This window comes from Aeromonas sp. S5(2024) (assembly GCF_041403025.1).
GTDB lineage: Bacteria > Pseudomonadota > Gammaproteobacteria > Enterobacterales > Aeromonadaceae > Aeromonas > Aeromonas hydrophila.
On record NZ_JBGLRI010000001.1, the window covers coordinates 712,550 to 737,038 of the forward strand.

A 24,489-nucleotide genomic window follows, 5' to 3' on the forward strand; every position below is an offset into this window, starting at 1 on the left:
GATGCGTATCACCACCAACATGGTCTATGACCGCAATATCTCCTCGCTGAACGGCGCCAACGAACGGCTGAGCACGGCTTATGAGCAGCTGATGACCGGCAACAAGTTCAAGACGGCGGGGGAAGATCCTTCCGGCATGAGCCAGAAGCTGGCGCTGACCAAGGAGATCGACCTGTTCAAGCAGTACGGAGTCAACGGCAGCCTGCTGGAAAACAGCCTGGGCCACGAGGAGACGGTGCTGACCGCCCTCAACACCGCCATGACCAGTGCCCAGACCCTGATCCAGAAGGCGAACGACTCGGCGGTGGGCTACGAGGATCGCCAAGCCATTGCCAGCGAGCTGGAAGGGCTGCAAAAGCAGATGTTCGACCTGATGAACAGCAAGAACTCCCAGGGCGAATATATCTTCGGCGGCAACCAGAGCAAGACCCAGCCCTTCATTCAGGATGCCAGCGGCAATTATGTCTTTCAGGGGGATACCGGCCAGCGCAACATTCAGGTGTCGCCGACGGTGCAGATCCCTGCCAATGATTCCGGCTTCAACCTGTTCGAGATAGTGCCGACCCGCAGGACCAGCAGCGCGGGGAGTGCCAATATTCAGGTCGGGGTGGCCGATCAGGGCCACTTCGACAGCTTCTACCGCAACAACTACGACCCTTCGCTCGCCAGCAACCAGTATACGGTGAACACCATTGCCGGCACGCCGGATACCTATGAGATCAGGGATGGCGGCGGTGCCTTGCTGCAAAGCGGCGACTATGTGGCGGGCAACAAGATCCCCTTCAACGGGCTGGAGCTGACCTTGTCGTTGCCGGCGGGGGGAGCGGCGCAAAACTTCGTGCTGGATCCGCCCCAAAACAACAACATCCTCGATGGCATGTCCGATTTCATCACGGCGCTGCGGGATCCCAACATCACGCCGGATACCTTCCAGCTGAAGGTGGCGGATGCCACTTCCCATATGAAAAATGCCCGGCTGAACGTGGATCAGGGGCTGGGGGAGATTGGCGGCAGAATGAACGGGCTGGAGCAGGTGATGGGCTCGAACGAAGGGCTGAGCACCTTGAATCAGCAGGCGAGGGCCAAGGTCTCCGAAGCGGATCTCTATGAGGTGATTGCCACCCTGTCAAAAGAGGATGCGGCACTGAGCGCCACCCAGCTCTCCTTCAGCAAGATCAGCAAGCTGACCCTGTTCGACTACATTCGTTGACCGGTCACCCATCGCTCGCGGCCCTGATGGCTGCGAGCGATGGTTACCCGCTTGGCCCCTGTTTTTCCCGCTCGTTTATCCTCATTCAACTCCCCATGCCGGCCAATTGTAACAAGCTGTTGCCACAGGCTATTTAGCGCATTGTGACGGGTTGACTCCTATTGAGCATTCGATAATCATGCAGCCCGCACAACAGAGGGTTGTGCGCATATTTGCAGCATCTCGTTAGGCGAGGCTCCTGTATAAACACAGGCCACTGATCTCACGACGTCCAGAGACGCCCAAGATCAGGACAGTTTTCATCGGATTAAGGTGTAAACCCAAGTGGCTTCCGGCATGCCGGATACGTTATGCAGTGCTAAAGCTGGTACGTGGGGATGATGACACGCCGGACGGCGTCATTTCCTGCCTATTACTCGTCAATCAAATTGCTGTTTTCTTTCAGACGGCGACGGATCACCGTTCGCGCTCAGGCTTGCCTGAAATCACATGAGGTCATTTGTGATGAAGAAAACACAGACTCTACTCAATCGTCATCAACTGCTCGATCTGGCTGCCCTGCAGGGCTGGCTGGAGCACAACCTGGATCCGGTTCAGCGTGCCGATCAGCTGCTGACCCTGCGTCCGGAAGAGCTCAACTGCATCTTCGATACACTGCCTACTGCCGAGGGTGCGGCGCTGCTCAGTTCGCTGTCGGCAGACTGTGCCGGGCGCCTGCTGATGCGGCTGCATGCCAGCATCGTCAGCGTGTTGCAGGGGGCCATGCCCCGTCGCGACATGCTGGCCATTCTGCGCCGGCTGGGCAGCAGTGATCGCACCATGCTGCTTGCCCGCTTCCCGGAGCAGGTACAGTCCACCTTCTACTCCCTGCTCGACTGGCCGACCGAATCGGTGGGCGCCAACATGCGCCACGAATTCCTGGCCATCGGCGATCAGGAGACGGTGGGCAGTGCCAAGCAGCTGATCCACGATGCCTGGGACAACGCCCAGCTGTTCCAGAACCTCTATGTGGTCAACAACGACCACCGCCTGCTTGGCAGCATCTCGCTCAAATCCCTGCTGATTGCCGACCCGCAACTGCCGGTGAGCGAGTTGATGGACCGGGAGACGGTGCGCATCAACGCCCGAGCGGATCAGGAACTGGCCGCCCGCCTGCTGATCGACCGCGATATCTCGACCCTGCCGGTCGAGGATCAGGGCAAGCTGGTGGGTATCTTCCACGTGGACGATGCCGCCGACATCCTGGAGCTCGAATCGACCGAGGATGCGGAGATGCAGGGTGGTTCCTCGCCGCTCGACACTCCCTATCTGCAGGCGACCCCCTGGCAACTGTGGCGCAAGCGGGTGGGCTGGCTGCTGATCCTGTTCGTGGCCGAAGCCTATACCGGTACCGTGTTGCGGGCGTTTGAAGAGCAGCTGGAAGCGGCCATCGCGCTGGCCTTCTTCATTCCGCTCCTGATCGGCACTGGCGGCAACAGTGGTACCCAGATCACTACCACCATAGTGCGAGCCATGGCGGTCGGGGAGGTGAGTCTGCGCAACCTCGGCACCGTGCTGAAAAAGGAGATCTCCACCGGTCTGCTCATCTCGGCCGCCATCGCGCTGGCCGCCTGGGTACGGGCCTGGAGCCTGGGGGTTGGTCCCCAGATCGGCATGGTCGTTACCCTGACCATCATCGCCATCGTGCTGTGGAGCGCCACCGTTGCTTCTGTGATCCCCATGGTGTTGCGTCGCTTCCGCATCGACCCGGCCGTGGTATCCGCCCCCTTCATCGCCACCCTGGTGGATGGTACCGGTCTTATCATCTACTTCGAAATCGCCAAGTTGCTGCTGCCCGAGCTGCAGTAAGTCGCCATCCCGAAAATGTAAAAGGCAGCCCATGGGCTGCCTTTTTTGTATTGGTTTATCCAGTTTTGAAAATGTGTTGGTGGAATGAGTGAGTGGTACATTGAAAGGTAAGTTTCTGATGTAGGGCTAGTAGGGTCTGGCGCATGAGATAGGGGATATTTATAACTGGGTTCGCTCGCATAAGGCACTGCAATACAGCGCCTCCGATGCAGTGCATCGGAGGCGCTGAGCCACTAGAGGTTATCCGAGAATGTGCCCCCTATTTTAGGACTTGGTAGTGAGTATTAATCTTCAACATCAATGTTCCCCGACGTAGATGTCCTTGTGTTGATCGCGGATCTCGAGGAACTTGTCGAGGTTGGCCAGCATCAGTTCTACCAACTGGGGATCGAAGTGCTGACCTTTCTCCTCCTGGATCAGCGCCAGTACCTTGTCCAGCGGCCAGGCCTTCTTGTAGCAGCGATCCGAGCCGAGCGCATCAAACACGTCAGCCAGCGCCACCACCCGTCCTTCCAGCGGAATGGCATCACCCTTGAGGCCACGGGGATAGCCGCTGCCATTCCACTTTTCATGGTGGTTGCCGGCGATGGTGGCGCCAATCTGGAACAGCGCCAGATCGCTGCCGGAGAGCATGTCCTGCCCCAGCTGGGCGTGGGTCTTCATTATTTCCCACTCTTCGGGGGTCAACTTGCCCGGTTTGTGAAGGATGGCATCCGGGATGCCCACCTTGCCGATGTCGTGCAGTGGGGAAGCGCGCTTGATGAGCTCGCTCTGCTCCTCGCTCATGCCGAGCAGCTGGCAGAACAGTTCGGTGTAGAGGGCGACCCGTTTCACGTGCAGCCCGGACTCCTTGGAGCGGGTCTCCACCAGTTCGCCGATCCGATAGATGATCTCGCGCTGGTTGTCAGCGATGACCTCGTTGAGCCGGATGTTCTCCAGTGCCACTATGATGTTTTCGGTAAACAGGCTGAGCAGCCCCATGTCCATCTGGCTGAGCTGGCGAGTGGTCTCGATATGAAACAGCAGGTGATGACGGGGGTTCTGGCAGTAGAGCACCATCTGGTTGCCATCATAGACGTTGGCACGATTGGCCATGGCCTGGCGCAGGATGGAGGGAGCATCCGCCAGTCGCAGTGACGGGTGGCCCGGCAGCAGGGGCTCCAGAATTTGATCCCGCACTTCGTAGGCGAACTGCTTCACGTCGTAGATTTGCGACTCTTCCAGACTGAGCAGGGCCCCGAGCTGTTCCTGAGCCCCTTCGACAAACTGGCGCAGGGCCCGTTTCTCGAAGATCCCCTTGGAGGCCTCGATGACTTTTTCCAGCCCCTGGCGATTGCTCTCCAGCGTGCGGATGTCGCGGTATGAACGCAGGCTGGCCCGCAGCAGGGTGCGCAGCTTCTGGGAGGTGAGCTCGGTCTTGTCCTTGTAGTCGTTGATGTCGTAGTTGGTGACCACGTCATCTTCCGGGGCCTGACCGGGTTGGCCGGTGCGCAGCACGATGCGCACCATCTTGTTTTGCAGATCCTCGCGCACGAATTTGACCACATCGAGGCCGGCGTGATCGACCTCCATGACCACGTCCAGCAGCAACAGTGCTACGTCCGGGGTCTTGGCGAGCAGCTCCCTGGCCTGGGCGGCTGAATAAGCATGCAAAAATTCAATGGGTCTATTATCGAATTCAAACTTGCTCAGGGTGATCTTGGTGATGCGATGAACCTCGGGTTCATCGTCCACAATCATCACCTTCCATCCAGCCTGCTGGTCATCGAGAAGGGGCAGATCGTCATCGTCAATAATCAGGATTTGGTCATCCATCATGCAATCCTGTTTGGGATCCTGTGCTTACATTAACTGCTTCACTAAGGATAGGAAACTTATTGAGAAATAAAATTTGATCTGTGAAATCTCTTTGTCGTCATCCTGTTGCAGCCCCATAAAAAAACGCCTCCACTTGGGAGGCGTTTGACTATCAATGTGTCTGTCAGGCTGCTCTGTGATAGGCCGATGGCTCGAACAGCGCCTTGTTGGCCACCAGGTCGATGGGATCAAAATCATCGACGTTGATGGTGCGCAGGCGGCTCTCTTCGGCGCGGCGCAGCAGGTCCGCTTCGGTCTGGTTGAGTACTCCCTGCGCCAGGCCGATCTCTGCCACCTTGTCCAGTTGCATAAACGGACGCTTGATACCGTCAGCCTTGCATACTTTCTCAAACAGCGGCTCGGCAGAGAGCACGTCGTCCAGTGCCTGCTCCAGCAGGCCGAAGGGGTTGCCCTCTTCGCGGGTGAGATACTGCCCCTGGGCCAGACGGCTGCGGGTTTCGCTCGGGGTCTGCAACAGGCGGGCAACCTGGCTGTCCAGCTTGTCGCTCGGGCGTTTCAGGTCGCGACCCAGCGGCAGCACGATGACGCGCAGGGCAAGACCAATCCAGCGATTCGGGAAGTTGCGCAGCAACTCGTCGATGGCTTCCTGGGCCTTGAACAGGGCGTCTTGCAGCGCCCAGTGCAGCAGCGGCAGGTCGGCGTGCTGACGACCCTCATCCTGATAGCGTTTGAGGGCGCTGGAGGCCAGATAGAGCTGGCTCAGTACGTCGCCAAGACGGGCGGAGACCCGCTCCTTGCGCTTGAGCTCGCCACCCAGGGTGCCCATCGCCATGTCTGACAGAAACGCCAGGTTGGCAGAGAGGCGGGAGAGCTGCTGGTAGTAGCCCTTGGTCTGATCCTTGAACGGCGCGGCGGCGAAGCGGGCTCCGGTTAACCCTAACCAGAAGCTGCGCACCAGATTGCTGATGGCAAAGCCGACGTGGCTGAACATCGCCTTGTCGAAATCCTTCAGCGCCTGCTCCTGATCCGGGTGGCTGGCGGCCAGCATCTCCGGCAGCACGTACGGGTGGCAGCGGATGGCGCCCTGACCGTAGATAATCATGCTGCGGGTCAGGATGTTGGCCCCTTCGACCGTGACGGCGATGGGAGCACCCTGATAGCCGCGGGCCAGATAGTTGTTGGGGCCCATGCAGATGGCCTTGCCGCCGTGGATGTCCATGGCATCGATGATGCACTTCTGGGCGCGGTCGGTGAGGTGATATTTGACGATGGCGGAGATGACCGAGGGTTTCTCGCCCAGGTCGATGCCGGTCACGGTCAGGTTGGCGGCGGCTCCCATGATGTAGGCGTTGCCACCGAGACGGGCCAGCGGCTCTTCAATCCCTTCCATTTTGCCGATGGGCAGTTTGAACTGGCGACGGATACGGCTGTAGGCGCCGGTCGCCAGGGCGAGCATCTTGACGCCGCCGGTGCTGTTGGAGGGCAGGGTGATGCCGCGCCCGACTGACAGACACTCCACCAGCATACGCCAGCCCTGACCGGCCATGGCCGGGCCGCCGATGATGAAGTCGAGCGGGACGAACACGTCCTTGCCGCGGGTCGGGCCGTTCTGGAACGGTACGTTGAGCGGGAAATGGCGGCGGCCGATTTCGACTCCCTTGATGTGGGTCGGAATGAGGGCGCAGGTGATGCCGAGCTCTTCTTCGTCACCCAGCAGGTGATCCGGGTCGCGCAGTTTGAAGGCCAGACCCAGTACGGTCGCGATGGGGGCGAGGGTGATGTAGCGCTTGTTCCAGGTAAGGCGCATGCCGAGCACCTCTTCTCCTTCCCACTCACCCTTGGCGATGATGCCGAAGTCGGGGATGGAGCCGGCGTCGGAACCCGCTTCCGGACTGGTCAGGGCGAAGCAGGGGATCTCCTTGCCGACCGCCAGACGGGGCAGGTAGTAATCCTTCTGCTCGTCGGTGCCATAGTGTTGCAGCAGCTCGCCCGGGCCCAGCGAGTTGGGCACGCCGACGGTGGAGGCGAGCACGGCGCTGGCGCCGCACAGCTTTTGCAGCACGCAGGATTGGGCATAGGCAGAGAATTCCAGCCCGCCATATTTCTTCTTGATGATCATGGCGAAGAACTTGTGGTCCTTCAGGTATTGCCACACTTCGGGAGAGAGGTCGGCCCGCTCGTGGGTCACTTCCCAGTCGTTGACCATGCGGCACACTTCTTCAACCGGACCGTCCATAAACGCCTGCTCTTCGGCAGACAGCGTGCTGACCGGAATGGCGTGCAGCTTCTTCCAGTTCGGGTTGCCGGCAAACAGGTCTGCTTCCCACCAAGTGGTGCCGGCTTCAATGGCCTCTTTTTCGGTGCGGGACATCTCCGGCATGATGGATTTGTAGAGTTTGAACAGCGGCTTGGTCAGCTGGTTGCGACGAAAATCCACCAGGTTGAGGGGGATGGCGATCACGGCAAACAGCGCCCAGACCAGCAGGGGAACGTGGCCATAGAGGGTGCCGACAATCAGGGCTGCCGCGGTGGCAAGCGTGGAGGTGAACAGAGACGCCCGGCGATAAGCCATGGCGCCGATCACCAGGATCACTCCGAGCAGAGTGAGGGTCGTCGTCATTTTTCGCTCCTTGCATGAGTTGCCGAAGTTGGGTGAATATGGTTGAACTGATCCAGAGGTCTGACCTGTTGGATATGGTCCCTGTTGTAATTCATACGCACAAACTTATCAAGCTGTTTACAAGCTTGTTACCTTGGCTCTGTGATCGGCATAACGTCCTGCAGAGGGGCGTGTGACGGGCAGGGGGCGACTCCGGGATTGGCTTGTGCGACAATGGCGTGGCCCATATTTTGGAAGAGACATCATGTACCAAGAACTGATCCGCAATGAATTGACCGAAGCTGCCAGCGTGCTCCAGGCGTTCCTGGCAGATGAGCAAAATCTCAAGGACATCGAAGCGGCCGCCAAGCTGCTCGCTGACTCCTTCAAGCAGGAAGGCAAGGTACTCTCCTGTGGCAATGGTGGCTCCCACTGCGACGCCATGCACTTTGCCGAAGAGCTGACCGGCCGTTATCGCGAGAACCGCCCCGGTTATGCCGGTATCGCCATCTCCGATCCCAGCCACCTCTCCTGTGTGTCCAACGACTTTGGCTATGACTACGTCTTCTCTCGCTACGTAGAGGCAGTCGGCCGTCGCGGTGACGTGCTGCTCGGCATCTCCACCAGCGGCAACTCCGGCAATATCCTGAAAGCCATTGAAGCTGCCCATGCCAAAGGCATGAAGGTGATTGCGCTGACCGGCAAGGACGGCGGCAAGATGGCCGGTCTGGCCGATGTCGAGATCCGGGTGCCGCACTTTGGTTACGCCGACCGCATTCAGGAAGTGCACATCAAGGTGATCCACATCCTGATCCAGCTGGTCGAAAAAGAGATGGCCAAGTAAGGCAGGGGTCTCGAGCCGGGATAGTCGTGCCTTGTCTGGCCGTGTCCCGGCGGGATCTTGCGCACGCGGCCGGTGTCAGCGCAGGCTGAGCCGGCCGATTGGCAATGAGATGGTCAAGTAAGCAAGGAGCCCGCAGCCTATGTGCGAACTGCTCGGCATGAGTGCCAATGTGCCGACCGATATCTGCTTCAGCTTCACCGGCCTGATGTTGCGCGGCGGCAAGACAGGGCCTCACAAGGATGGCTGGGGCATCACTTTTTACGAAGGGAAAGGCTTTCGTACCTTCAAGGATCCCGAGCCCAGCGCCCAGTCGCCGATTGCCAGGCTGGTGCAGGCGCTGCCCATCAAGAGCCGCGCCGTGGTCAGCCATATTCGGCAGGCCAACCGCGGCTGCGTCTCGCTGGAGAATACCCACCCCTTTACCCGCGAGCTGTGGGGTCGTTACTGGACCTTTGCCCACAATGGCCAGTTGACGGGTTACAAAGGGTTGGCCACCGGCCGCCATCGACCGGTGGGCGACACCGACAGCGAGCACGCCTTCTGCTGGCTGCTCGATCGGCTGGAACAGAAATATCCCCGACGCCCTGCCAACTTTCCCGCCATGTTTCGCTACCTGGCGAGCCTGTGCGACGAGCTGCGCAGCCTGGGGGTATTCAATATGTTGCTGTCGGATGGGGAGTTCGTGATGACCTACTGCAGCAACAACCTCTACTGGCTGACCCGGCGAGCTCCGTTCGGGGAGGCCCGTCTGCTGGATGAAGATGTCGCTATCGACTTTCAGAGCGAGACGACTCCGGACGATGTGGTGACCCTGATTGCGACCCGGCCGCTGACCGGTAATGAAGACTGGGTAAAAATGGCGCCGGGCGAGTTCAGTCTGTTTCGACTGGGTGAGCGGGTGGGTGCCAGTCAGCAGTGATAATCAGCTGATCCAGAGATAAAAAAATACCAGGGTAGAATCCTACCCTGGTTCTTCGCAGCAGCCATACAGGCAAAAGGGATGAGAGAGGTGTTGCTGAGTCGCATCATTCTCACGGCCGCCATTGTTATTTAATTGTTAATTTCATGGCAACATTTATGTTGCAACTCGGCCATCTATTGTCTGGTTAGGCGATCCTGATCACGCTTTTCTGATTCGCGTCCCGTTTGAGTTCGATTTTCTGACGGCGATGAGACGTGACTGAGTCGTGTCGGGCATCTATAGTATGGTCTGTTTGAATACCATCAGGAGGATGACGGAATGGAGTGGCTGGATCAGAAGGTGTTGCGACAGCTGGCGGAAGACATCGGCCAGGAGATGATGCCGGTGGTGATCTCGGTCTTCATCGAAGAGGTGGGGGAACAGCTTGCCCAGCTGCGCCCGCTCTATGAACAGCAGGACTGGCCCGCACTGGCCCGGCTTGCCCACAGCATGAAGTCCTCCTGCGGCAGCTATGGCGCCCAGCTCAGTTACCAGCAGGTGGTGGCGCTGGAACAAGCCTGCAAACATGAAGACGGCGAGCAAGTCGCCCGTTTGCTGGCCGAGCTGGAGCAATCCCTGCCCCAGGTGCTCTCCCACCTCGCCAACTATCACTGAGCCCCTGCAGCCGGCGCATAAGCGCCGGACTTGCCATCCTCTACCCGTCCGCTAGCGTTGATTGACCAGTTGCTGGATAACCCTGTCCAGTGCCAGCTTCAATTTCAGGCGATCGTGCCGATGGGGGAGGGCGGCCTCACCCAGCTCGGCCAGGATCAATCGGCCAGCCAGCTCTGCCGGGTATTCCCCCGCGGGGGCCAGAATGGCATCGACCCGACCCGCTCCGACCCGTGATTCCAGCCAGCGCCACTGATTGTGCAGGCTGAGCTGGCTGGCAGGGCCGTTTTCGGCGACCAGATTGCAGATGAACACCAGCATGGCATCGCTCTCGTTGATGGCCTGGGCCACCTCAGCCAGCAGCAGGGGGGGCATGATGGAGGTAAGAAAGCTGCCGGGGCCGAGGATGATCATGTCGGCCTGTGCCAATGCCTGCACCGCCTCGCGGGTGGCCGGTACCTCCGGGCTCAGGCTGAGGGAGAGCGGCGGGGTGTCGAGCTGATCGATGGAGACTTCTCCCAGGATCTGATTGCCACAGGCCGTGTGGGCGCACAGGTCGGTGGGAAATTCAGACATGGGTAACAATTGTGACTCTATTTTCAGCATGTCGCTGATGAGCTTGATAGCATCAAGAGGGCGCACGCAGAGGTTGTCGAGCGCCAGCAGCATCAGATTGCCGAGGTTGTGGCCTGCCAGTTCGCCGCGACCGGCGAACCGATATTCGAACAGCAGGCTGCCGATACTGGGATCAGTCACCAGTTGATTAAGGCAGTTGCGCAGATCCCCCCAGGCGATACACTCCTGGCTCTTGCGCAGTCGTCCGGTAGAGCCGCCATCATCGGTGGTGGTGACGATGCCGGTCAGGCGCGATCCCAGAAACGAGAGTGAAGAGAGCACGCGGCCCATGCCGTGGCCGCCACCGATGGCGACGACCCGGTCAAAATCATTGATGTTCTTCTGCCACATGCCGTTTTCCTGTGGTTGGGCTCAATTGAATGTGATTCTAATCGATAAGACGGGATAATTGTTTGATTAAGGTATGATTTTTGCTTACCCCCAGCATCATGAACAACTAGGAGATGGTGTTGAACTTCCTGACGGCTCACTCTCTTGAAGAGACCTCCCTGCTGGCTGCCCGGCAGGTCAGTGAGCGGCTGCTCGCTCAATCACCTCATTCCCCTTCGCTGTTACTGGTCTATTTTACTCAGGCTCACGATGCCGAGGAACTGCGCCATCACTTCAAACAGCAGTTCCCGTCGTCTCGGATGATAGGTTGCAGCTCCTGTGGTGGGGTCATGACCCAGACCGGCCATCATGCCCGCCAGGGGATCGGTCTGGCAGTGGCGGCTATCTACGATGAGAAGGGAGCCTACGGCGTGGCGGGCCAGGCGGGGGATGCAGTGGATGTGCGCCAGCTGCTGCGCAGTGCCATCGCCGATGGGGGGCGCCCCGGCGAACTGCCACAACTCATCTTGCTGCATGCAAGCCCGGGCCAGGAGGAGGCGATGCTGGAGAGCATCGAAGCCGAGCTAGGTACGACGGTCCCGGTCGTCGGGGGCTCCGCCGCCGATAACAGCGTCAACGGTGATTGGCAGCTGTGCTGGGATGAGGGCAGTACCCGCGAGGGCGTTGCGCTGGCCGTGCTCTATCCCGACTGCCAGCTGGCGTTCCAGTTTCACTCCGGCTATGTCCCCACCGAATATCGCGGCACCATCACGGCCCTGTCGGGACGGGAGATCCTCACCATCGATCATGAGCCCGCAGCCGAGGTCTATGCTCGCTGGAGCGGACGGACAACCCCCTGGCCGGTGGGCCCCATCCTGCGGGAGACCACCCTGTCGCCGCTGGCGAGACAGGTGGGCACCCTGGATGACATGCCCTATTACAAGCTCTCCCACCCGGAAGCCGTGACAGAAGGTGGCGGATTACGCCTCTTTACCGATACTCAGGTCGGGGAGCGGTTGCTGCTGATGTACAGCAGCCAGGAGGGCTTGCTGCAGCGTAGTCTGAATGCAACCCGCATCGAACCCGAGTACGGTATGGCCACCGAGATGCAGCCGTTTGGCGCCCTTGTGATTTTTTGTGCTGGTTGTCGCTTGGCTCTTGGTGATAGCTTATGCCAATTTGTCGATCAATTTCATACCCGGCTGGGGGACATCCCCTTCATCACCCCGTTCACCTTCGGCGAGCAGGGCCGCCTGCCCCATGGTGAGCTGGCGCACGGCAACCTGATGGTCTCGAGCGTGATCTTCCTCGACAGCTGACATTGCGCTGGAAACAAGATGATAGGTAACACGGAACTGGAAGCCCTCGGTGACAAGCTGCAGACCACCTTGGTGGAGCTGGTGCGTTGCCGGGAACGCGAGGCCAAATACCGCCAAGAGTCGCAAACCCTGTTGTGCGGGGTGGCGACGCTGGCCGATGCCCAGACGCTGGAACAGGTGCTGGACAGCCTCATTCAGGTGCTTAAGCCCTTCATCGGCTTCGAACATGCGGATGTGGTGGCCTGGGAGGGAGAGGGCGGCATCACCCACCTCAGCACCCAGGATGGCGAAGTGGGGCGCAGCTGGCAGCTGACCCCGCTCTTCTCTCGCGCCATCGAGGGAGAGACCCTGGTTATCTATGATCCGACCCAGTTGCCGGAACTGGCGCCGCTGGCCGATGTGGAGGGCTGGGCCAGCGTGATGATGACGGGCTTGCGAGCCCCCGGTTTTTCCGGTGTGCTCATCTGCCGTCACGCCGTGATGGGGACCTTCGATCTCAAGAGCAAGGCGGCCATGCAGCGCTGCCGTCCGCTCATCTCCCAGGCGCTGGTCAACATCGCCTATCGAGCCCGCCTGCAGGAACAGGTCGAGCTGAAAACACTGGCCCTGCAAGCGGGTGAACAGCGTTTTCGCAGCTTTGCCGGCATGGCGTCCGACTGGTTCTGGGAGACGGATACCGAGCACCGGCTGAGCTATGTATCCGCCCCCGGCCAGCAGGGGGACATGCTGATGCATCAACCCGGCCAGAGCCTCTACGATTACGCCTATGATAGGCGCGACCCCGAATGGGGCAAGTATCGCCGGCTCATCGGTCTGCACCTGCCGGTACGGGCGGTGCGGGCCCAGGTCAGCCTGGCCAAGGGGCCGCGCTGGATGGAGATCAACGCCGAACCCTGTTTCGATGCCGCCGGCATCTTCATCGGTTACCGCGGTACGGCACGGGACGTGGGCAACCAGATCCGCCGTGAGCAGGAACTGGCCAGGGCGCGGGACGAAGCGGAAGCGGCCAACCGCGCCAAGTCGCAGTTTCTGGCCATGATGACCCACGAGATCCGCTCTCCCATGAACGCGGTGTTGGGCATGCTGGATCTGCTGCAACACGCCCAGCTTGAACCCCAGCAACAGACGCTGCTGGGCCACGCCACCCATGCCGCGCGCCTGTTGCAGACCATCATCGACGACGTACTCGATTTCTCGAAGATTGAATCCCATACCCTGGAGTTTCACTGCGAGACGTTGCAACCGGCCCAGCTCTGCCAGTCCCTCATCGAGCCGCTGTTGGCGCAGGCGGGCAGCAAGGGCATCAACCTTGACTGGCGGGTGGACGACGCCGTACCAGCCCAGCTGCAGGGGGATCCGGTGCGCCTCTCCCAGGTGATCAGCAACCTGCTCGGCAACGCGGTGAAATTCACCAGTCAGGGCAGCGTATTGCTGCAACTGAGCTGGCATGAACAGCAATTGAGGGTCTCGGTGACCGACAGCGGGATCGGTATCTCGGCCGAGGATCAGGCGCTGCTGTTCGAACCCTTCTCTCAGGTCGACAGTTCGGCCACCCGCCGTTTCTCGGGCACCGGGCTGGGGCTGGCCATCAGCAAGCGGTTGGTGGAGTTGATGGGCGGTAGCATTCAGCTGCGCAGTGCCCCCGGTGAGGGAAGCTGCTTCTGGTTCGATTTGCCGGGCATGGCGCTGCCATGTGAATGCAGCAGCCGGCCCGAGCCGGATCAGCAGCCCATTCAGGATCTGGATGTGCTGGTGGTGGAAGACAGTCCGGTCAATCAGCTGGTGGTATCGCTCATGCTGCAAAAGCTGGTGAGCCGGGTCAGAGTCGCGGCCAACGGGCTGGAGGCGCTGGCCCAGGTGGCGGAGCAACGGCCTGATCTCATCCTGATGGACATGCGGATGCCGCAGATGGATGGACTGGAGGCGACCCGGCGTCTGCGAGAACTGGGTTGTAGCGTGCCCATCGTGGCGCTGACGGCCAACGCCATGGCGGAAGACAGGGCTCGTTGCCTGGCCCAGGGGATGGATGACTTTCTGGCCAAACCGATAAGTCTGATGCGGCTGCGAGAGTGTCTGCAACGCCATTTTGAACCCGCAGCGCCGGATCGCAGCTAAAAAAAATGGTCAACCTGGGTGGTTGACCAATTCTTCAGCAAATACTGAAGAGAGCACGGGATAAATCGGGTTGTACGATTCTATATGAAAAAGTCGTGCCAACTTTTCAGAACCAGTTTATGCGGCTTGCAGCGCGGCTATTGATTTCTATTGGGCGCTTTATTTGCAAAATGCGAAAACCTTGTTTTCATTATCGGAATATTCGCATTTTGCAATACGCTTCTGACTCACTGTGCGATCAGTCGGCGCAAGAATTGACGGGCCGCTTCGCTATTTTGTTTGGCAATCAACATCTGCTTTTCATAGATCGGCATCGGCAGAATTTCGAGCCAGCGTTGGCAGAGCCAGGCCGCATCGTCAAACTGCTTGTCCGGGTAAAGTTCATCCAGTTCCGGATACTGTTCAAACACTTCCCGTAGCCGGGTCACCAGCGGCTTGTCGCTGAAGTCTGAATGGGTGCTCGGCCAGTTGGGCAGGGCTTCGACTCTGGCCCGGCGCAGACCCAGCTCGTCCGTTTCCATCTCGTGGATGCAGAAACGTTCCATGCCGAGTACGGTGACGCCGAGCAGGCCATCATTCAGGGTGTAAAAGTCGGTGACTTTGACCCGGGTGCCGACCGGCAGGATCCGCCCGGACTTGCCAGTGGTCGTCGCCTCTTCCATCACGATGCCGAAGCCCTGGTCATCGATGAATGACTCTTTGAGCATCTGCAGGTGGCGCGGTTCAAACAAACGCAGAGGAAGCTTGCCACCAGGCAGTATGTGGGAAGGCAAGGGGAACAGTGCCAAGGGTTGAAGTTTCATGTTCCATCCTCCATTGAGTAGTTGCTGAATAGGACAATGCAGCGACTGTGCCAGAGAATGAAAAAAGCCACCGGAAGGTGGCTTTTTGCTGGATGGGAGGGCGTTTAGTTGCGCTGCTCCAGGTACATGACAGCAGCTTCCACGCGGCTTTGCGCCTCGAGCTTCTTGAGCAGGCTCTTGACGTGTACCTTGACCGTGCCTTCGGAAATATGGAGTACGGAGGCGACCTGTTTGTTGGAGAGGCCCTTTGCAATTTCGCGCAGGATTTGCATTTCGCGACGCGTTAAGCTCTCCAGCTTCTGCTGCAGGTGATCCAGCTCGTAAATGTTCTCGAGGTAGGGACGCAGCGGCTCGCTCAGGATCTGTTTACCGGTCATCACGTCCGCCAGCTGGGCTAGCAGCATCTCTGGCTCGGTATCCTTGAGCAGGTAGCCATCGGCGCCGGCCTTGAGCAGCGCCACCACGTCCTGACGGGCGTCGGACACGGTCAGGATCACCACCCGGGAGGTCACTTCCTCGGTGCGCAGCGCCTTGAGGGTGTCCAGACCGGAGAGGCCTTTCATGTTGAGGTCGAGCAGGATCAGATCCGGTTCGGACTCCTTGGCCATGGCGACGGCATCGGTACCGTTGGAAGCTTCACCGACGACTTCGATGTTCTCCTCCAGGGCCAGCAGCTGCACAATCCCTTTGCGCATGAGGGGATGGTCATCCACGACCAGAACACTATATTTCATCTCGTCCATCAGGCATCTCTTGTTAGGCTGGTGGGAAAGGTCAGATGTACGCAGGTGCCTCTGGGCGGCCTTTCGCTGATGGTCAGCAGACCATGCAGCTTGCTGGCACGCTCGTTCATGATGCTCAGGCCATAGTGGTTGACCGCCGAGCTTGCGATCCCTATTCCGACACCATCATCTGAAATCTGAACCTGGATGTTACCATCGGCGAGGGTCTCACAGCTAACATCAATCACTTGCGCACTGGCATGTTTGATGGCATTGAGCACTGCCTCACGGATCAGCTGCAAGATGTGGATGTGCTGACCGGCTTCGAGATCGGTATCGGCCAGACCGTAATGGAGCCTGATGTCGGCCTGGGTCTGCGGCTTGAGCTGCTCCAGCATCACCTTGATGGCTTCACCGAGATTGGCGTCGCCAATGCTGAGACGGAAGGTGCCGAGCAGCTCGCGCAACTGGGTATAGGCGCTGCCAAGCCCCTCGTCGATCTGCTGCATGGCGGCTTCGGCTTTGACCGTATCCCCCTTGGCGAAGGAGCGCTTGAGCAGGGTGGACTGGATTTTGAGATAGGAGAGGGCCTGGGCCAGCGAGTCGTGCAGCTCGCGGGCGATGACGGCCCGCTCTTCCATCAGCAGCAGACGCTGGTGTTGCAGCAGGGTCTGATCCTTGTGCAGCACCTGGGCCAGCAGCATGGAGAAGTTTTTCATCAGCCGCTCGTCGATGGGGTGGCTGCTGATGACGTCGAGCCGGCCATACTCCTGCTCGTCCATCTGCAGATAGAAGCTGACCACGGCATCCAGATCGCCGGGCCAGCCCTTGCGGCCGGTGATGTAGTCCGGCATGGCATTGTGCTCGAAGCGGGTCAGCCGGATATAGTCGATGTGCTGGTGGGCCGCCGCCCGCTCCAGCAGCTTGAGCAGGGTGCGCCGGCTCAGCGGTGCCGCGTGCAGCTTCTGGGCGGTACTGTAGAGGAAGGAGAGGGTGTCGTTGGCCTGCTGCAGCTTGGCGGTCTTCTCTTCGACCTTGCTCTCCAGCTCCCGGTAGAGCTTGCCGAGTTCGTCGGCCATGGTGACGAAAGCCCCCGACAGCTCCCCCAGCTCGTTTTCACAGTGGGGGGGCAGGGTCAGGTCGAACTCCTGGCGCTGGATCTGGCGGGCGCAATAGACCAGCTGGTTGAGCGGAGCCACCACCTGCTGGCGGGTAAAGCGCACCGTGAACCAGGCGATGGTGATGATGGAGAGTAGCCCCAGCCCTTCGGCCAACGCCAGCATGCGCACCTTGAACTCCACGTGGTACTGCATCTGGTTGACGAAGTCGTCGATGGCCGCGACGAACTGCTCGGTGTTGTCGGTGTAGCGCCGCGGGGTGGCGTTCTCGATGTGCTCGCGCATCACCTGCCACTGCTGCAGCACCTCGCCATAGGTGCGGCGCAGGGAGGCGGGGGTGATCCAGCGCTGGGTCTCCTGCAGCTCGGCGGCGTGCAGGGTCTGCTCGAACTGATCGAGCCGGCTCAGCACCTGCTGGCCCTGTTCAATCTCGTAGGCCATCCGGTAGGCCTGCATCCGCAGGGAGCCGGAGAGGTTGATCGCCTTGGCGTCAGGCACCGAATAGAACAGGGTCACCATGGCCACCACGGCGATCAGGCTTGCCATGAACAGGATGAGCACCATGGAGCGCCCGATGGCGCTGCTGACCGAATGTACCTTGAACCACTTTCCCATGCCGGCTCTCTTCCTTCACTTCAGACAATAACCCCACAAAGTAGCATGGGAGTGTACTCCAACTTGTGCTAGCATCGAAAAACTAGATGAACTCCGAGCGGTTTTGCCTAAGTCCTCATGATAGGGGGAAACCGCCGTCAGCCGATGTTCGAGCTGTAAGGGTCAGGAAAGAAATGCCCTGGCCTCCCGTATTTGGAAAGGTGTTTATGTCGCCACTGCAAGATGGTTTTTTCCGTCGTTTCTACTATTTGCGCCTGTCGATCACCGACGTGTGCAATTTTCGCTGTACCTACTGCCTGCCTGATGGTTACCGTCCACCGGCCGGTGACAAGGCGGGGCGTCAGCCCTTTCTCTCTCTGGAAGAGATCCGCCGTGTCGTGTCTGGATTTGCCGCCATGGGCACCCGCAAGGTGCGTCTGACCGGCGGGGAGCCCTCCCTGCGCCGGGACTTCACCGCCATCATAGAGACGGTGGCCAATACCCCCGGCATCGAGAAGGTGGCCATGACCACCAATGGTTATCGTTTGAAAGAACGGGCCCAGGAGTGGTTTGATGCGGGCCTGACCGCCCTCAACGTCAGTGTCGACAGCCTGGATCCGCGCCAGTTTCACCAGATCACCGGTGAGAACAAGCTGGTGGAGGTGATGGATGGCATCGAAGCGGCGCTAGCCGCCGGCTTCAAGTCGGTCAAGATCAATGCCGTGCTGCTCAAGGGACTCAACGATCATCAGCTGGGTGCGTTTCTGGCCTGGATCCGGCACAAGCCCATCGAGCTGCGTTTCATCGAGCTGATGCAGACCGGCGAGATGGATACCCTGTTTCGCGATCATCACGCCAGCGGGGCGCTCATCAAGCAGCGTCTGCTGGATGCCGGTTGGCTGCAACAGCTGCGTGGCGTCGACGATGGCCCCGCCCAGGTGTTCATGCACCCGGAGTCGATGGGCGGGGTAGGGCTCATCATGCCCTACAGCAAGGATTTCTGTGCCGGTTGCAACCGGCTGCGGGTCTCTTCCCTCGGCAAGCTGCACCTTTGTCTGTTCGGCGACCACGGGGTGGAGCTGCGGGATCTGTTGACGGCCGACGGCCAGCAGGATGAATTGCAGCAGCGGATCCGCAGCGCCCTTGCCGGCAAGGCGGCGACCCATCGACTGCACGAAGGCAATGCCGGCATGACCCCGCATCTGGCCTCCATCGGCGGCTGATCCACGGCAGCCGATAAAAATAGCCATCGATTAATAAGCAATCCTCAAATGGGGGTATTTTGCCTTGCCCTCATTGTTCTTTATTGCGCCAAGGGTTTGATCCAGCGCAAGAATCCCCCCTGATTATCTCCCTGGTGGTATATCCCTGAACTTGTCAGGGCCGCAATATACACCCACTCTTATAATAGGTATTGAAAATACCTGTCATGGGACTCACTCGTGCGCCATTACCAGCAGCAAGGAGCCGTTATGCCGGATGGGGTCAACCTGTCGCGTCGCAGTCTGTTTCGGGGTCGTCTGACATCGAATGAGCCACGGGTGCAACTGCCCTGGTCCGTCGCCTGGTCCGATTTTGCCGCCGACTGCACCCGCTGCGGTGACTGCCTCACGGCTTGCCCGGAGCAGATCCTGGTCAAGGGCGATGGTGGTTTTCCAAGCGTGGATTTTCTGCGCGGCGAGTGCACTTTTTGCGGGGAATGTGTCGCCGCTTGCAAAGTGCCGATATTTCGCCCGACCACGGAGGCACCCTGGCAATACATCGCCCATATTGAAGCCAGCTGCCTGGCCCATGGCCAGGTATTCTGCCAGCGCTGCCAGGACAGCTGCGAACCCAGGGCGATCCGTTTCTCCCCCGTGCTGGGCAGGGTGCCGACCCCCAGCATCGAGGCGGCAGCCTGCACCGGTTGCGGTGCCTGCGTGATGGATTGTCCGGTGGGCAGCATCCGGGTGGGGGCCCCCGCTGGCGAGGAGTCCAGATGAAGCAGGAGTCACAATGAAACAAGAGTTCCATGTATCGAGCCTGGTGGTGCTGACCCAGCCCTCCTTGCGTCACCAACTCGCAGACGAGATCGCGACCCTCGAGGGAGCCGAGATCCATGCCGTCAGTGATGAGGGCAAGCTGGTGGTGACCCTGGAAGGTCCGAGCCAGCGTCCCATCATGGCGGCCATCGACGCCATCAATGCGATGCCGGGCGTATTGTCCGCCGCCCTGATTTACCACCAGTTTGATGAGCTCGAGGCCCAGTGCAAGGAGTAGCGCCATGAGGCCGAGCCTGCGTGACTCATCGTAATGGCCGCCATGGATGCAAAGATAAAGCGATGCCGGGGTACGAGTTCGCCGCCCTGAGCCAAAACCAGTTCGATACACTCGACAACTTACGCGATAAGCAATGTGAGGATATGCCATGAAGCTGAGTCGACGCGACTTTATGAAGGCCAACGCGGTGGCGGCAGCCGCTGCCGTTGCTGGTGTCAGTGCCCCCACGCTGGCGGCCAATCTGATTACCAGTACCGACAAGACCGCCATCACCTGGGACAAGGCACCGTGCCGTTTCTGCGGTACCGGCTGTTCCGTGCTGGTGGGTTCCCAGGATGGGCGCGTCGTGGCGACCCAGGGCGATCCCGATGCACCGGTCAACCGCGGCCTTAACTGCATCAAGGGGTACTTCCTGTCCAAGATCATGTATGGCCAGGACAGGCTGACCCAGCCCATGCTGCGCATGACGGACGGCAAGTTCGACAAGAACGGCAACTTCGCCCCCATCAGCTGGGATCAGGCCTTCGACATCATGGCCGAGAAGTTCAAGGCCACCCTGAAAGAGAAGGGACCGACCGCGGTCGGCATGTTCGGCTCCGGCCAGTGGACCGTATGGGAAGGCTATGCCGCCGCCAAGCTGATGAAGGCGGGTCTGCGCACCAACAACCTGGACCCCAATGCCCGTCACTGCATGGCTTCCGCAGTGGTGGGCTTCATGCGTACCTTCGGCATGGATGAACCCATGGGCTGCTACGACGACATCGAGCAGGCCGACGCCTTCGTGTTGTGGGGCTCCAACATGGCCGAGATGCACCCCATTCTCTGGTCGCGCATCTCCGATCGCCGTCTGTCCCACCAGGATGTGCAGGTGCACGTGCTCTCCACCTTCGAGCACCGCAGCTTCGAGCTGGCGGACAACGGCATGGTGTTCACCCCGCAGACCGACTTGGCGATCCTCAACTACATCGCCAACTACATCATCCAGAACGACAAGGTGAACTGGGAGTTCGTCAACAAGCACACCCAGTTCCGCAAAGGGGTGACCGACATCGGCTACGGCCTGCGTCCCACCAACCCGCTGCAGCAGAAGGCCAAGAACCCGGACAGCGGCGACTCCACCCCGATGAGCTTCGACGACTTCGCCAAGTTCGTGGCGGATTACGATCTGGAGTCCGTTTCCAAGCTCTCCGGCGTGCCGAAGGACAAGCTCGAGAAGCTGGCCCAGCTCTATGCCGATCCGAGCAAGAAGGTGGTCTCCTACTGGACCATGGGTTTCAACCAGCATACCCGCGGTGTCTGGGCCAACAACCTCTGCTACAACATCCACCTGCTGACCGGCAAGATCTCCACCCCGGGCTCGGGTCCGTTCTCCCTGACCGGTCAGCCCTCCGCCTGCGGTACTGCCCGTGAAGTGGGTACCTTCGCCCACCGTCTGCCGGCCGACATGGTAGTGACCGAACCCAAGCACCGTGCCATCGCCGAGAAGATCTGGAAGCTGCCGGAAGGCACCATCCCGGAGCAGGTGGGCTACCACGCCGTGCTGCAAAACCGCATGCTCAAGGACGGCAAGCTCAACGCCTACTGGGTGATGTGCAACAACAACATGCAAGCCGGCCCGAACATGAACGAAGAGGGGCTGCCCGGTTATCGCAACCCGGCCAACTTCATCGTGGTGTCCGACCCTTATCCGACCGTGACCGCCCAGGCGGCCGACCTCATCCTGCCCACCGCCATGTGGGTGGAGAAAGAGGGCGCCTACGGCAACGCCGAGCGCCGTACCCAGTTCTGGCACCAGCAGGTCAAACCGCCGGAAGGGGCCAAGTCCGACCTGTGGCAGCTGATGGAGTTCTCCAAGCGCTTCAAGGTGGAAGAGGTATGGCCGGCGGAACTCATCGCCAAGATGCCGGAAGTGAAGGGCAAGACCCTGTTCGACGTGCTCTATGCCAACGGCCAGGTCAACCAGTTCCCGAAAGAGCAGAGCAAGGGGGCCCTGAACGACGAGGCCGAGCACTTTGGTTTCTACGTCCAGAAGGGGCTGTTCGAAGAGTACGCCACCTTCGGTCGCGGCCATGGCCACGATCTGGCACCGTTCGATCAGTATCACGAAGCCCGCGGCCTGCGCTGGCCGGTGGTGGACGGCAAGGAGACCCTGTGGCGCTATCGCGAAGGGTTCGACCCTTATGTGAAAGCGGGCGAAGGGGTGCGTTTCTACGGCAAGCCCGACGGCAAGGCGGTCATCTTCGCGCTGCCCTATGAGCCGGCCGCCGAAGCTCCCGACAAAGAGTACGACATGTGGCTCTCCACCGGTCGCGTGCTGGAGCACTGGCACACCGGCACCATGACCCGTCGCGTGCCCGAGCTCTATCGCGCCTTCCCGGATGCGGTGCTGTTCATGCACCCGGAAGATGCCAAGGCCCGTGGCGTGCGCCGTGGTGAAGAGGTGATCGTCTCCTCCCGCCGGGGCGAGGTGAAGACCCGGGTCGAGACCCGCGGCCGCAACCGTCCGCCCAAGGGACTGGTGTTCATGCCCTTCTTCGACGCGAGCCAGCTGGTCAACAAGCTGACCCTGGACGCCACCGATCCGCTCTCCAAAGAGACGGATTACAAGAAGTGCGCCGTCAAGGTCGTCAAGGCATAAGGCGGGGGAGCGCGAGATGAGTCGTAGTCGGCGCCAGTTTCTGGCCGACATGGCCAAGGGGGCCTGCGGTGTGGGCCTGCTTGGCGTGGGGCTCGGCGGCATGGCGCGCCAGCAGGTGCAGGCGGTGCCTGCCCAGGCGCTGCGCCCGCCGGCCGCCCTCGACGAGGCACAGTTCCTCGGCGCCTGCGTGCGCTGTGGGCTCTGCGTCGAGGCCTGCCCCTACGACACTCTCAAGCTCGCCCGGCTGTTTGAACCCGTGACCACCGGCACCCCCTACTTCAAGGCGCGCGCCGTCCCGTGCGAGATGTGTGAAGACATCCCCTGCGTGATGGCCTGCCCGAGCGGGGCGCTGGATCAGACCATGACCGACATCGATCAGGCACGGATGGGAGTGGCTGTGCTCATCGATCATGAGACCTGCCTCAACTACTTGGGGCTGCGCTGCGACGTCTGCTACCGGGTCTGCCCGCTGATCGACAAGGCGATCACCCTGGAGCTGCAACATAACCAGCGCACCGGCAAGCACGCCATGTTCCTGCCCATGGTGCACAGCGATGTCTGCACCGGTTGTGGCAAGTGCGAGCATGCCTGCGTGCTGGAGGAGGCGGCCATCAAGGTGGTGCCTCGCCAGCTCGCCAAGGGGGAGATTGGCCACCACTACCGGCTCGGCTGGGAAGAGAAGGCGAAGGCGGGCAAATCGCTCATCGGCGACAGGCTCACTCTGCCGACCCGCAAACCGGAGGGGCTATGAGTCGTTATCCGGGAGCCGAGGCCACGGCCAGGCTGGGCTGGTGGCGGTCACACCGCTTCCTGCTGCTGCGCCGGCTCTGCCAGTTCGGTGTGCTGACGCTGTTCCTGCTGGGGCCGCTGGCGGGCATCTGGATCCTCAAGGGCAATCTCTCCAGCTCGCTGTTGCTGGATACGGTGCCACTCACGGATCCGCTGACCCTGCTGCAGTCGTTGGCGGCGGGCCATTGGCCCATCCCCACCCTCTGGCTGGGGGCTGTTATCGTGCTGCTGGGTTACTGGCTGGTCGGGGGACGGGTGTTCTGCTCCTGGGTCTGTCCGGTCAACCTGGTCACCGATGCCGCCGCTTGGTTGCGGGGTCGTCTTGGCCTCAAGGGCAACGGTCAGTTCAGCCGCACCACCCGCTACTGGCTGCTGGCCATGGTGCTGGTGGCACCGGCCATCGCTGGGGTGCTGGTGTGGGAGCTGGTCAATCCGGTGTCGCTCACCCTGCGCGGCCTGTTGTTTGGCATGGGGGCGGGCTGGGCCTTGCTGGCGGTGCTGTTCCTGTTCGACCTCTTTGTGGTAGAGCGGGGCTGGTGCGGTCACCTCTGTCCGGTGGGGGCTTTCTATGCCCTGGTCAACCGGGTCGGGTTCATCAAGATTTCTGCCAAGGGGCGCGAGCGGTGCAGCAACTGCATGGATTGTTATGCGGTCTGCCCGGAACGTCCCATCCTGCGCGGCCCCGTTCACGGTGCCAAGCGTGGTCACGGGCCCTTGATTGTGGCTCAGGAGTGTACCAACTGCGGCCGTTGCATCGATGTCTGCGCGGAGCAAGTTTTTGAAATCACTGTAGGTTTTGCCGTCAAGGCAGAGAAAACGTCGGAGAACACATAATGAAGAAGCTGATTGGAGCAATGCTGGCCTGTCTGATGGCAGGTTCCTTGATGGCGGCAGTCCCCGAGATCACCAACAGCACGGGGGGCATCAAATCGGAGCGGGGGAGCACGGATCTGGTGACGGATGCCGATGCGGCCCCCATGAAGAACTTTCGCAAGGATGGTGACCTCTACGATCGCCAGTACATGCATCAGCCCCCGCTGATCCCCCACGACACCCGCAACTATGAAGTGGACAACAAGGTCAACAAGTGCCTGGCCTGTCACAGCTTCAAGAACGCCAGCGCCATGAAGGCCCCCAAGATCAGCCCGACTCACTTCGAGACCCGTGACGGCATGACCCTGGGCGAGGTCTCGCCGCGTCGCTACTTCTGCCTGCAGTGCCACGTGCCGCAAGCGGATGCCAAGCCGCTGGTGGAAAATACGTTTAAACCAGTTGAAGCGCTGAACTGAGGAGCC

The 24,489-nt window shown here is 60.4% G+C and carries 20 protein-coding genes and 2 riboswitches; of the genes, 14 read left to right on the forward strand and 6 right to left on the reverse strand.

Going from position 1 to position 24,489, the window contains the following annotated elements; all coding sequences use genetic code 11:
* The first annotated feature begins 1 nt into the window (after position 1).
* Together flgL and mgtE are read left to right on the forward strand one after the other, a co-directional pair.
* A complete protein-coding gene (gene flgL, locus ACB032_RS03240) occupies positions 2-1,210 on the forward strand; it encodes a flagellar hook-associated protein FlgL (protein ID WP_323878435.1) in 1,209 nt (402 codons plus the stop codon).
* A gap of 214 nt (positions 1,211-1,424) precedes the next feature.
* A riboswitch (M-box (ykoK) riboswitch) is annotated at positions 1,425-1,594 on the forward strand.
* Between the two features lie 120 nt (positions 1,595-1,714).
* Positions 1,715-3,058, forward strand: a complete 1,344-nt coding sequence (mgtE, locus tag ACB032_RS03245; RefSeq protein ID WP_043167491.1) for a magnesium transporter — start codon at positions 1,715-1,717, stop codon at positions 3,056-3,058.
* A 297-nt stretch (positions 3,059-3,355) separates the two neighbouring features.
* Here the strand turns inward: mgtE and ACB032_RS03250 are convergent, their stop codons facing one another.
* Together ACB032_RS03250 and fadE are read right to left on the reverse strand one after the other, a co-directional pair.
* A complete protein-coding gene (locus tag ACB032_RS03250; RefSeq protein WP_011705467.1) occupies positions 3,356-4,873 on the reverse strand; it encodes an HD domain-containing phosphohydrolase in 1,518 nt (505 codons plus the stop codon).
* Between the two features lie 166 nt (positions 4,874-5,039).
* Positions 5,040-7,496, reverse strand: coding sequence for an acyl-CoA dehydrogenase FadE (gene fadE / locus ACB032_RS03255; RefSeq protein WP_049048830.1), 2,457 nt, complete (start codon positions 7,494-7,496; stop codon positions 5,040-5,042).
* Positions 7,497-7,740: 244 nt separating this feature from the next.
* On the opposite strand from fadE, the gene lpcA reads away from it, so the two are divergent.
* From lpcA to ACB032_RS03270, 3 genes are all read left to right on the forward strand, one after another.
* A complete protein-coding gene (gene lpcA / locus ACB032_RS03260) occupies positions 7,741-8,319 on the forward strand; it encodes a D-sedoheptulose 7-phosphate isomerase (protein ID WP_011705469.1) in 579 nt (192 codons plus the stop codon).
* Between the two features lie 139 nt (positions 8,320-8,458).
* The gene (locus ACB032_RS03265) at positions 8,459-9,238 is read left to right on the forward strand and encodes a class II glutamine amidotransferase (RefSeq protein WP_371137334.1); all 780 of its coding nucleotides are present in this window, start codon (positions 8,459-8,461) and stop codon (positions 9,236-9,238) included.
* Between the two features lie 321 nt (positions 9,239-9,559).
* Positions 9,560-9,895 (forward strand): Hpt domain-containing protein, encoded by a 336-nt coding sequence (locus tag ACB032_RS03270; RefSeq protein WP_017410426.1) that lies wholly within the window; start codon positions 9,560-9,562, stop codon positions 9,893-9,895.
* 51 nt (positions 9,896-9,946) lie between these two features.
* On the opposite strand, the gene yvcK is transcribed toward ACB032_RS03270, so the two are convergent.
* Positions 9,947-10,858: a uridine diphosphate-N-acetylglucosamine-binding protein YvcK gene (gene yvcK / locus ACB032_RS03275; protein ID WP_039213739.1), complete on the reverse strand. Its 912-nt coding sequence runs from the start codon at positions 10,856-10,858 to the stop codon at positions 9,947-9,949.
* Positions 10,859-10,971: 113 nt separating this feature from the next.
* Between yvcK and ACB032_RS03280 the strand changes: the two genes are divergently transcribed.
* On the forward strand, positions 10,972-12,156 hold the full coding sequence (locus ACB032_RS03280) for an FIST signal transduction protein (protein ID WP_017410428.1): 1,185 nt from the start codon (positions 10,972-10,974) through the stop codon (positions 12,154-12,156).
* An 18-nt stretch (positions 12,157-12,174) separates the two neighbouring features.
* A complete protein-coding gene (locus ACB032_RS03285) occupies positions 12,175-14,271 on the forward strand; it encodes an ATP-binding protein (protein WP_371137335.1) in 2,097 nt (698 codons plus the stop codon).
* Between the two features lie 227 nt (positions 14,272-14,498).
* Here ACB032_RS03285 and ACB032_RS03290 read toward each other — a convergent pair whose 3' ends face one another.
* From ACB032_RS03290 to narQ, 3 genes are all read right to left on the reverse strand, one after another.
* The gene (locus ACB032_RS03290) at positions 14,499-15,074 is read right to left on the reverse strand and encodes an LON peptidase substrate-binding domain-containing protein (RefSeq protein WP_011705475.1); all 576 of its coding nucleotides are present in this window, start codon (positions 15,072-15,074) and stop codon (positions 14,499-14,501) included.
* A gap of 104 nt (positions 15,075-15,178) precedes the next feature.
* Positions 15,179-15,817, reverse strand: a complete 639-nt coding sequence (gene narL, locus ACB032_RS03295) for a two-component system response regulator NarL (protein ID WP_011705476.1) — start codon at positions 15,815-15,817, stop codon at positions 15,179-15,181.
* Complete coding sequence (gene narQ, locus ACB032_RS03300) at positions 15,817-17,529, reverse strand: nitrate/nitrite two-component system sensor histidine kinase NarQ (RefSeq protein WP_016350249.1); 1,713 nt, start codon at positions 17,527-17,529, stop codon at positions 15,817-15,819. The genes narL and narQ overlap by 1 nt, the downstream gene beginning before the upstream one ends.
* 79 nt (positions 17,530-17,608) lie before the next feature.
* Positions 17,609-17,748: riboswitch (molybdenum cofactor riboswitch) on the forward strand.
* Between narQ and moaA the strand changes: the two genes are divergently transcribed.
* The 7 genes from moaA (at position 17,736) to ACB032_RS03335 (ending at position 24,483) form a co-directional block, all read left to right on the forward strand.
* Positions 17,736-18,731, forward strand: coding sequence for a GTP 3',8-cyclase MoaA (gene moaA, locus ACB032_RS03305; protein ID WP_371137336.1), 996 nt, complete (start codon positions 17,736-17,738; stop codon positions 18,729-18,731). It overlaps the preceding riboswitch by 13 nt.
* A 249-nt stretch (positions 18,732-18,980) precedes the next feature.
* Complete coding sequence (napF, locus tag ACB032_RS03310) at positions 18,981-19,490, forward strand: ferredoxin-type protein NapF (protein WP_371137337.1); 510 nt, start codon at positions 18,981-18,983, stop codon at positions 19,488-19,490.
* Between the two features lie 13 nt (positions 19,491-19,503).
* Entirely contained in the window at positions 19,504-19,767 is a 264-nt protein-coding gene (locus tag ACB032_RS03315) for a chaperone NapD (RefSeq protein WP_024943776.1), read from the forward strand.
* A gap of 148 nt (positions 19,768-19,915) precedes the next feature.
* Positions 19,916-22,405 carry a nitrate reductase catalytic subunit NapA gene (gene napA / locus ACB032_RS03320; protein WP_016350252.1) on the forward strand — a complete coding sequence of 830 codons (2,490 nt, stop codon included), beginning with the start codon at positions 19,916-19,918 and terminating at the stop codon, positions 22,403-22,405.
* 16 nt (positions 22,406-22,421) lie between these two features.
* Entirely contained in the window at positions 22,422-23,156 is a 735-nt protein-coding gene (gene napG, locus ACB032_RS03325) for a ferredoxin-type protein NapG (RefSeq protein WP_371137338.1), read from the forward strand.
* On the forward strand, positions 23,153-24,028 hold the full coding sequence (gene napH, locus ACB032_RS03330; protein ID WP_065476794.1) for a quinol dehydrogenase ferredoxin subunit NapH: 876 nt from the start codon (positions 23,153-23,155) through the stop codon (positions 24,026-24,028). The genes napG and napH overlap by 4 nt, the downstream gene beginning before the upstream one ends.
* A complete protein-coding gene (locus ACB032_RS03335) occupies positions 24,028-24,483 on the forward strand; it encodes a nitrate reductase cytochrome c-type subunit (protein ID WP_005299342.1) in 456 nt (151 codons plus the stop codon). Before napH ends, ACB032_RS03335 begins: the two co-directional genes overlap by 1 nt.
* Positions 24,484-24,489 lie beyond the last annotated feature (6 nt).

Excerpts from the sequence above, each read along its gene's own strand:
- flgL (WP_323878435.1), top strand. The coding sequence starts at position 2 with ATGCGTATCACCACCAACATGGTCTATGACCGCAATATCTCCTCGCTG.
- mgtE (WP_043167491.1), top strand. The coding sequence starts at position 1,715 with ATGAAGAAAACACAGACTCTACTCAATCGTCATCAACTGCTCGATCTG.
- ACB032_RS03250 (WP_011705467.1), bottom strand. The coding sequence starts at position 4,873 with ATGGATGACCAAATCCTGATTATTGACGATGACGATCTGCCCCTTCTC.
- fadE (WP_049048830.1), bottom strand. The coding sequence starts at position 7,496 with ATGACGACGACCCTCACTCTGCTCGGAGTGATCCTGGTGATCGGCGCC.
- lpcA (WP_011705469.1), top strand. The coding sequence starts at position 7,741 with ATGTACCAAGAACTGATCCGCAATGAATTGACCGAAGCTGCCAGCGTG.
- ACB032_RS03265 (WP_371137334.1), top strand. The coding sequence starts at position 8,459 with ATGTGCGAACTGCTCGGCATGAGTGCCAATGTGCCGACCGATATCTGC.
- ACB032_RS03270 (WP_017410426.1), top strand. The coding sequence starts at position 9,560 with ATGGAGTGGCTGGATCAGAAGGTGTTGCGACAGCTGGCGGAAGACATC.
- yvcK (WP_039213739.1), bottom strand. The coding sequence starts at position 10,858 with ATGTGGCAGAAGAACATCAATGATTTTGACCGGGTCGTCGCCATCGGT.
- ACB032_RS03280 (WP_017410428.1), top strand. The coding sequence starts at position 10,972 with ATGGTGTTGAACTTCCTGACGGCTCACTCTCTTGAAGAGACCTCCCTG.
- ACB032_RS03285 (WP_371137335.1), top strand. The coding sequence starts at position 12,175 with ATGATAGGTAACACGGAACTGGAAGCCCTCGGTGACAAGCTGCAGACC.
- ACB032_RS03290 (WP_011705475.1), bottom strand. The coding sequence starts at position 15,074 with ATGAAACTTCAACCCTTGGCACTGTTCCCCTTGCCTTCCCACATACTG.
- narL (WP_011705476.1), bottom strand. The coding sequence starts at position 15,817 with ATGGACGAGATGAAATATAGTGTTCTGGTCGTGGATGACCATCCCCTC.
- narQ (WP_016350249.1), bottom strand. The coding sequence starts at position 17,529 with ATGGGAAAGTGGTTCAAGGTACATTCGGTCAGCAGCGCCATCGGGCGC.
- moaA (WP_371137336.1), top strand. The coding sequence starts at position 17,736 with ATGTCGCCACTGCAAGATGGTTTTTTCCGTCGTTTCTACTATTTGCGC.
- napF (WP_371137337.1), top strand. The coding sequence starts at position 18,981 with ATGCCGGATGGGGTCAACCTGTCGCGTCGCAGTCTGTTTCGGGGTCGT.
- ACB032_RS03315 (WP_024943776.1), top strand. The coding sequence starts at position 19,504 with ATGAAACAAGAGTTCCATGTATCGAGCCTGGTGGTGCTGACCCAGCCC.
- napA (WP_016350252.1), top strand. The coding sequence starts at position 19,916 with ATGAAGCTGAGTCGACGCGACTTTATGAAGGCCAACGCGGTGGCGGCA.
- napG (WP_371137338.1), top strand. The coding sequence starts at position 22,422 with ATGAGTCGTAGTCGGCGCCAGTTTCTGGCCGACATGGCCAAGGGGGCC.
- napH (WP_065476794.1), top strand. The coding sequence starts at position 23,153 with ATGAGTCGTTATCCGGGAGCCGAGGCCACGGCCAGGCTGGGCTGGTGG.
- ACB032_RS03335 (WP_005299342.1), top strand. The coding sequence starts at position 24,028 with ATGAAGAAGCTGATTGGAGCAATGCTGGCCTGTCTGATGGCAGGTTCC.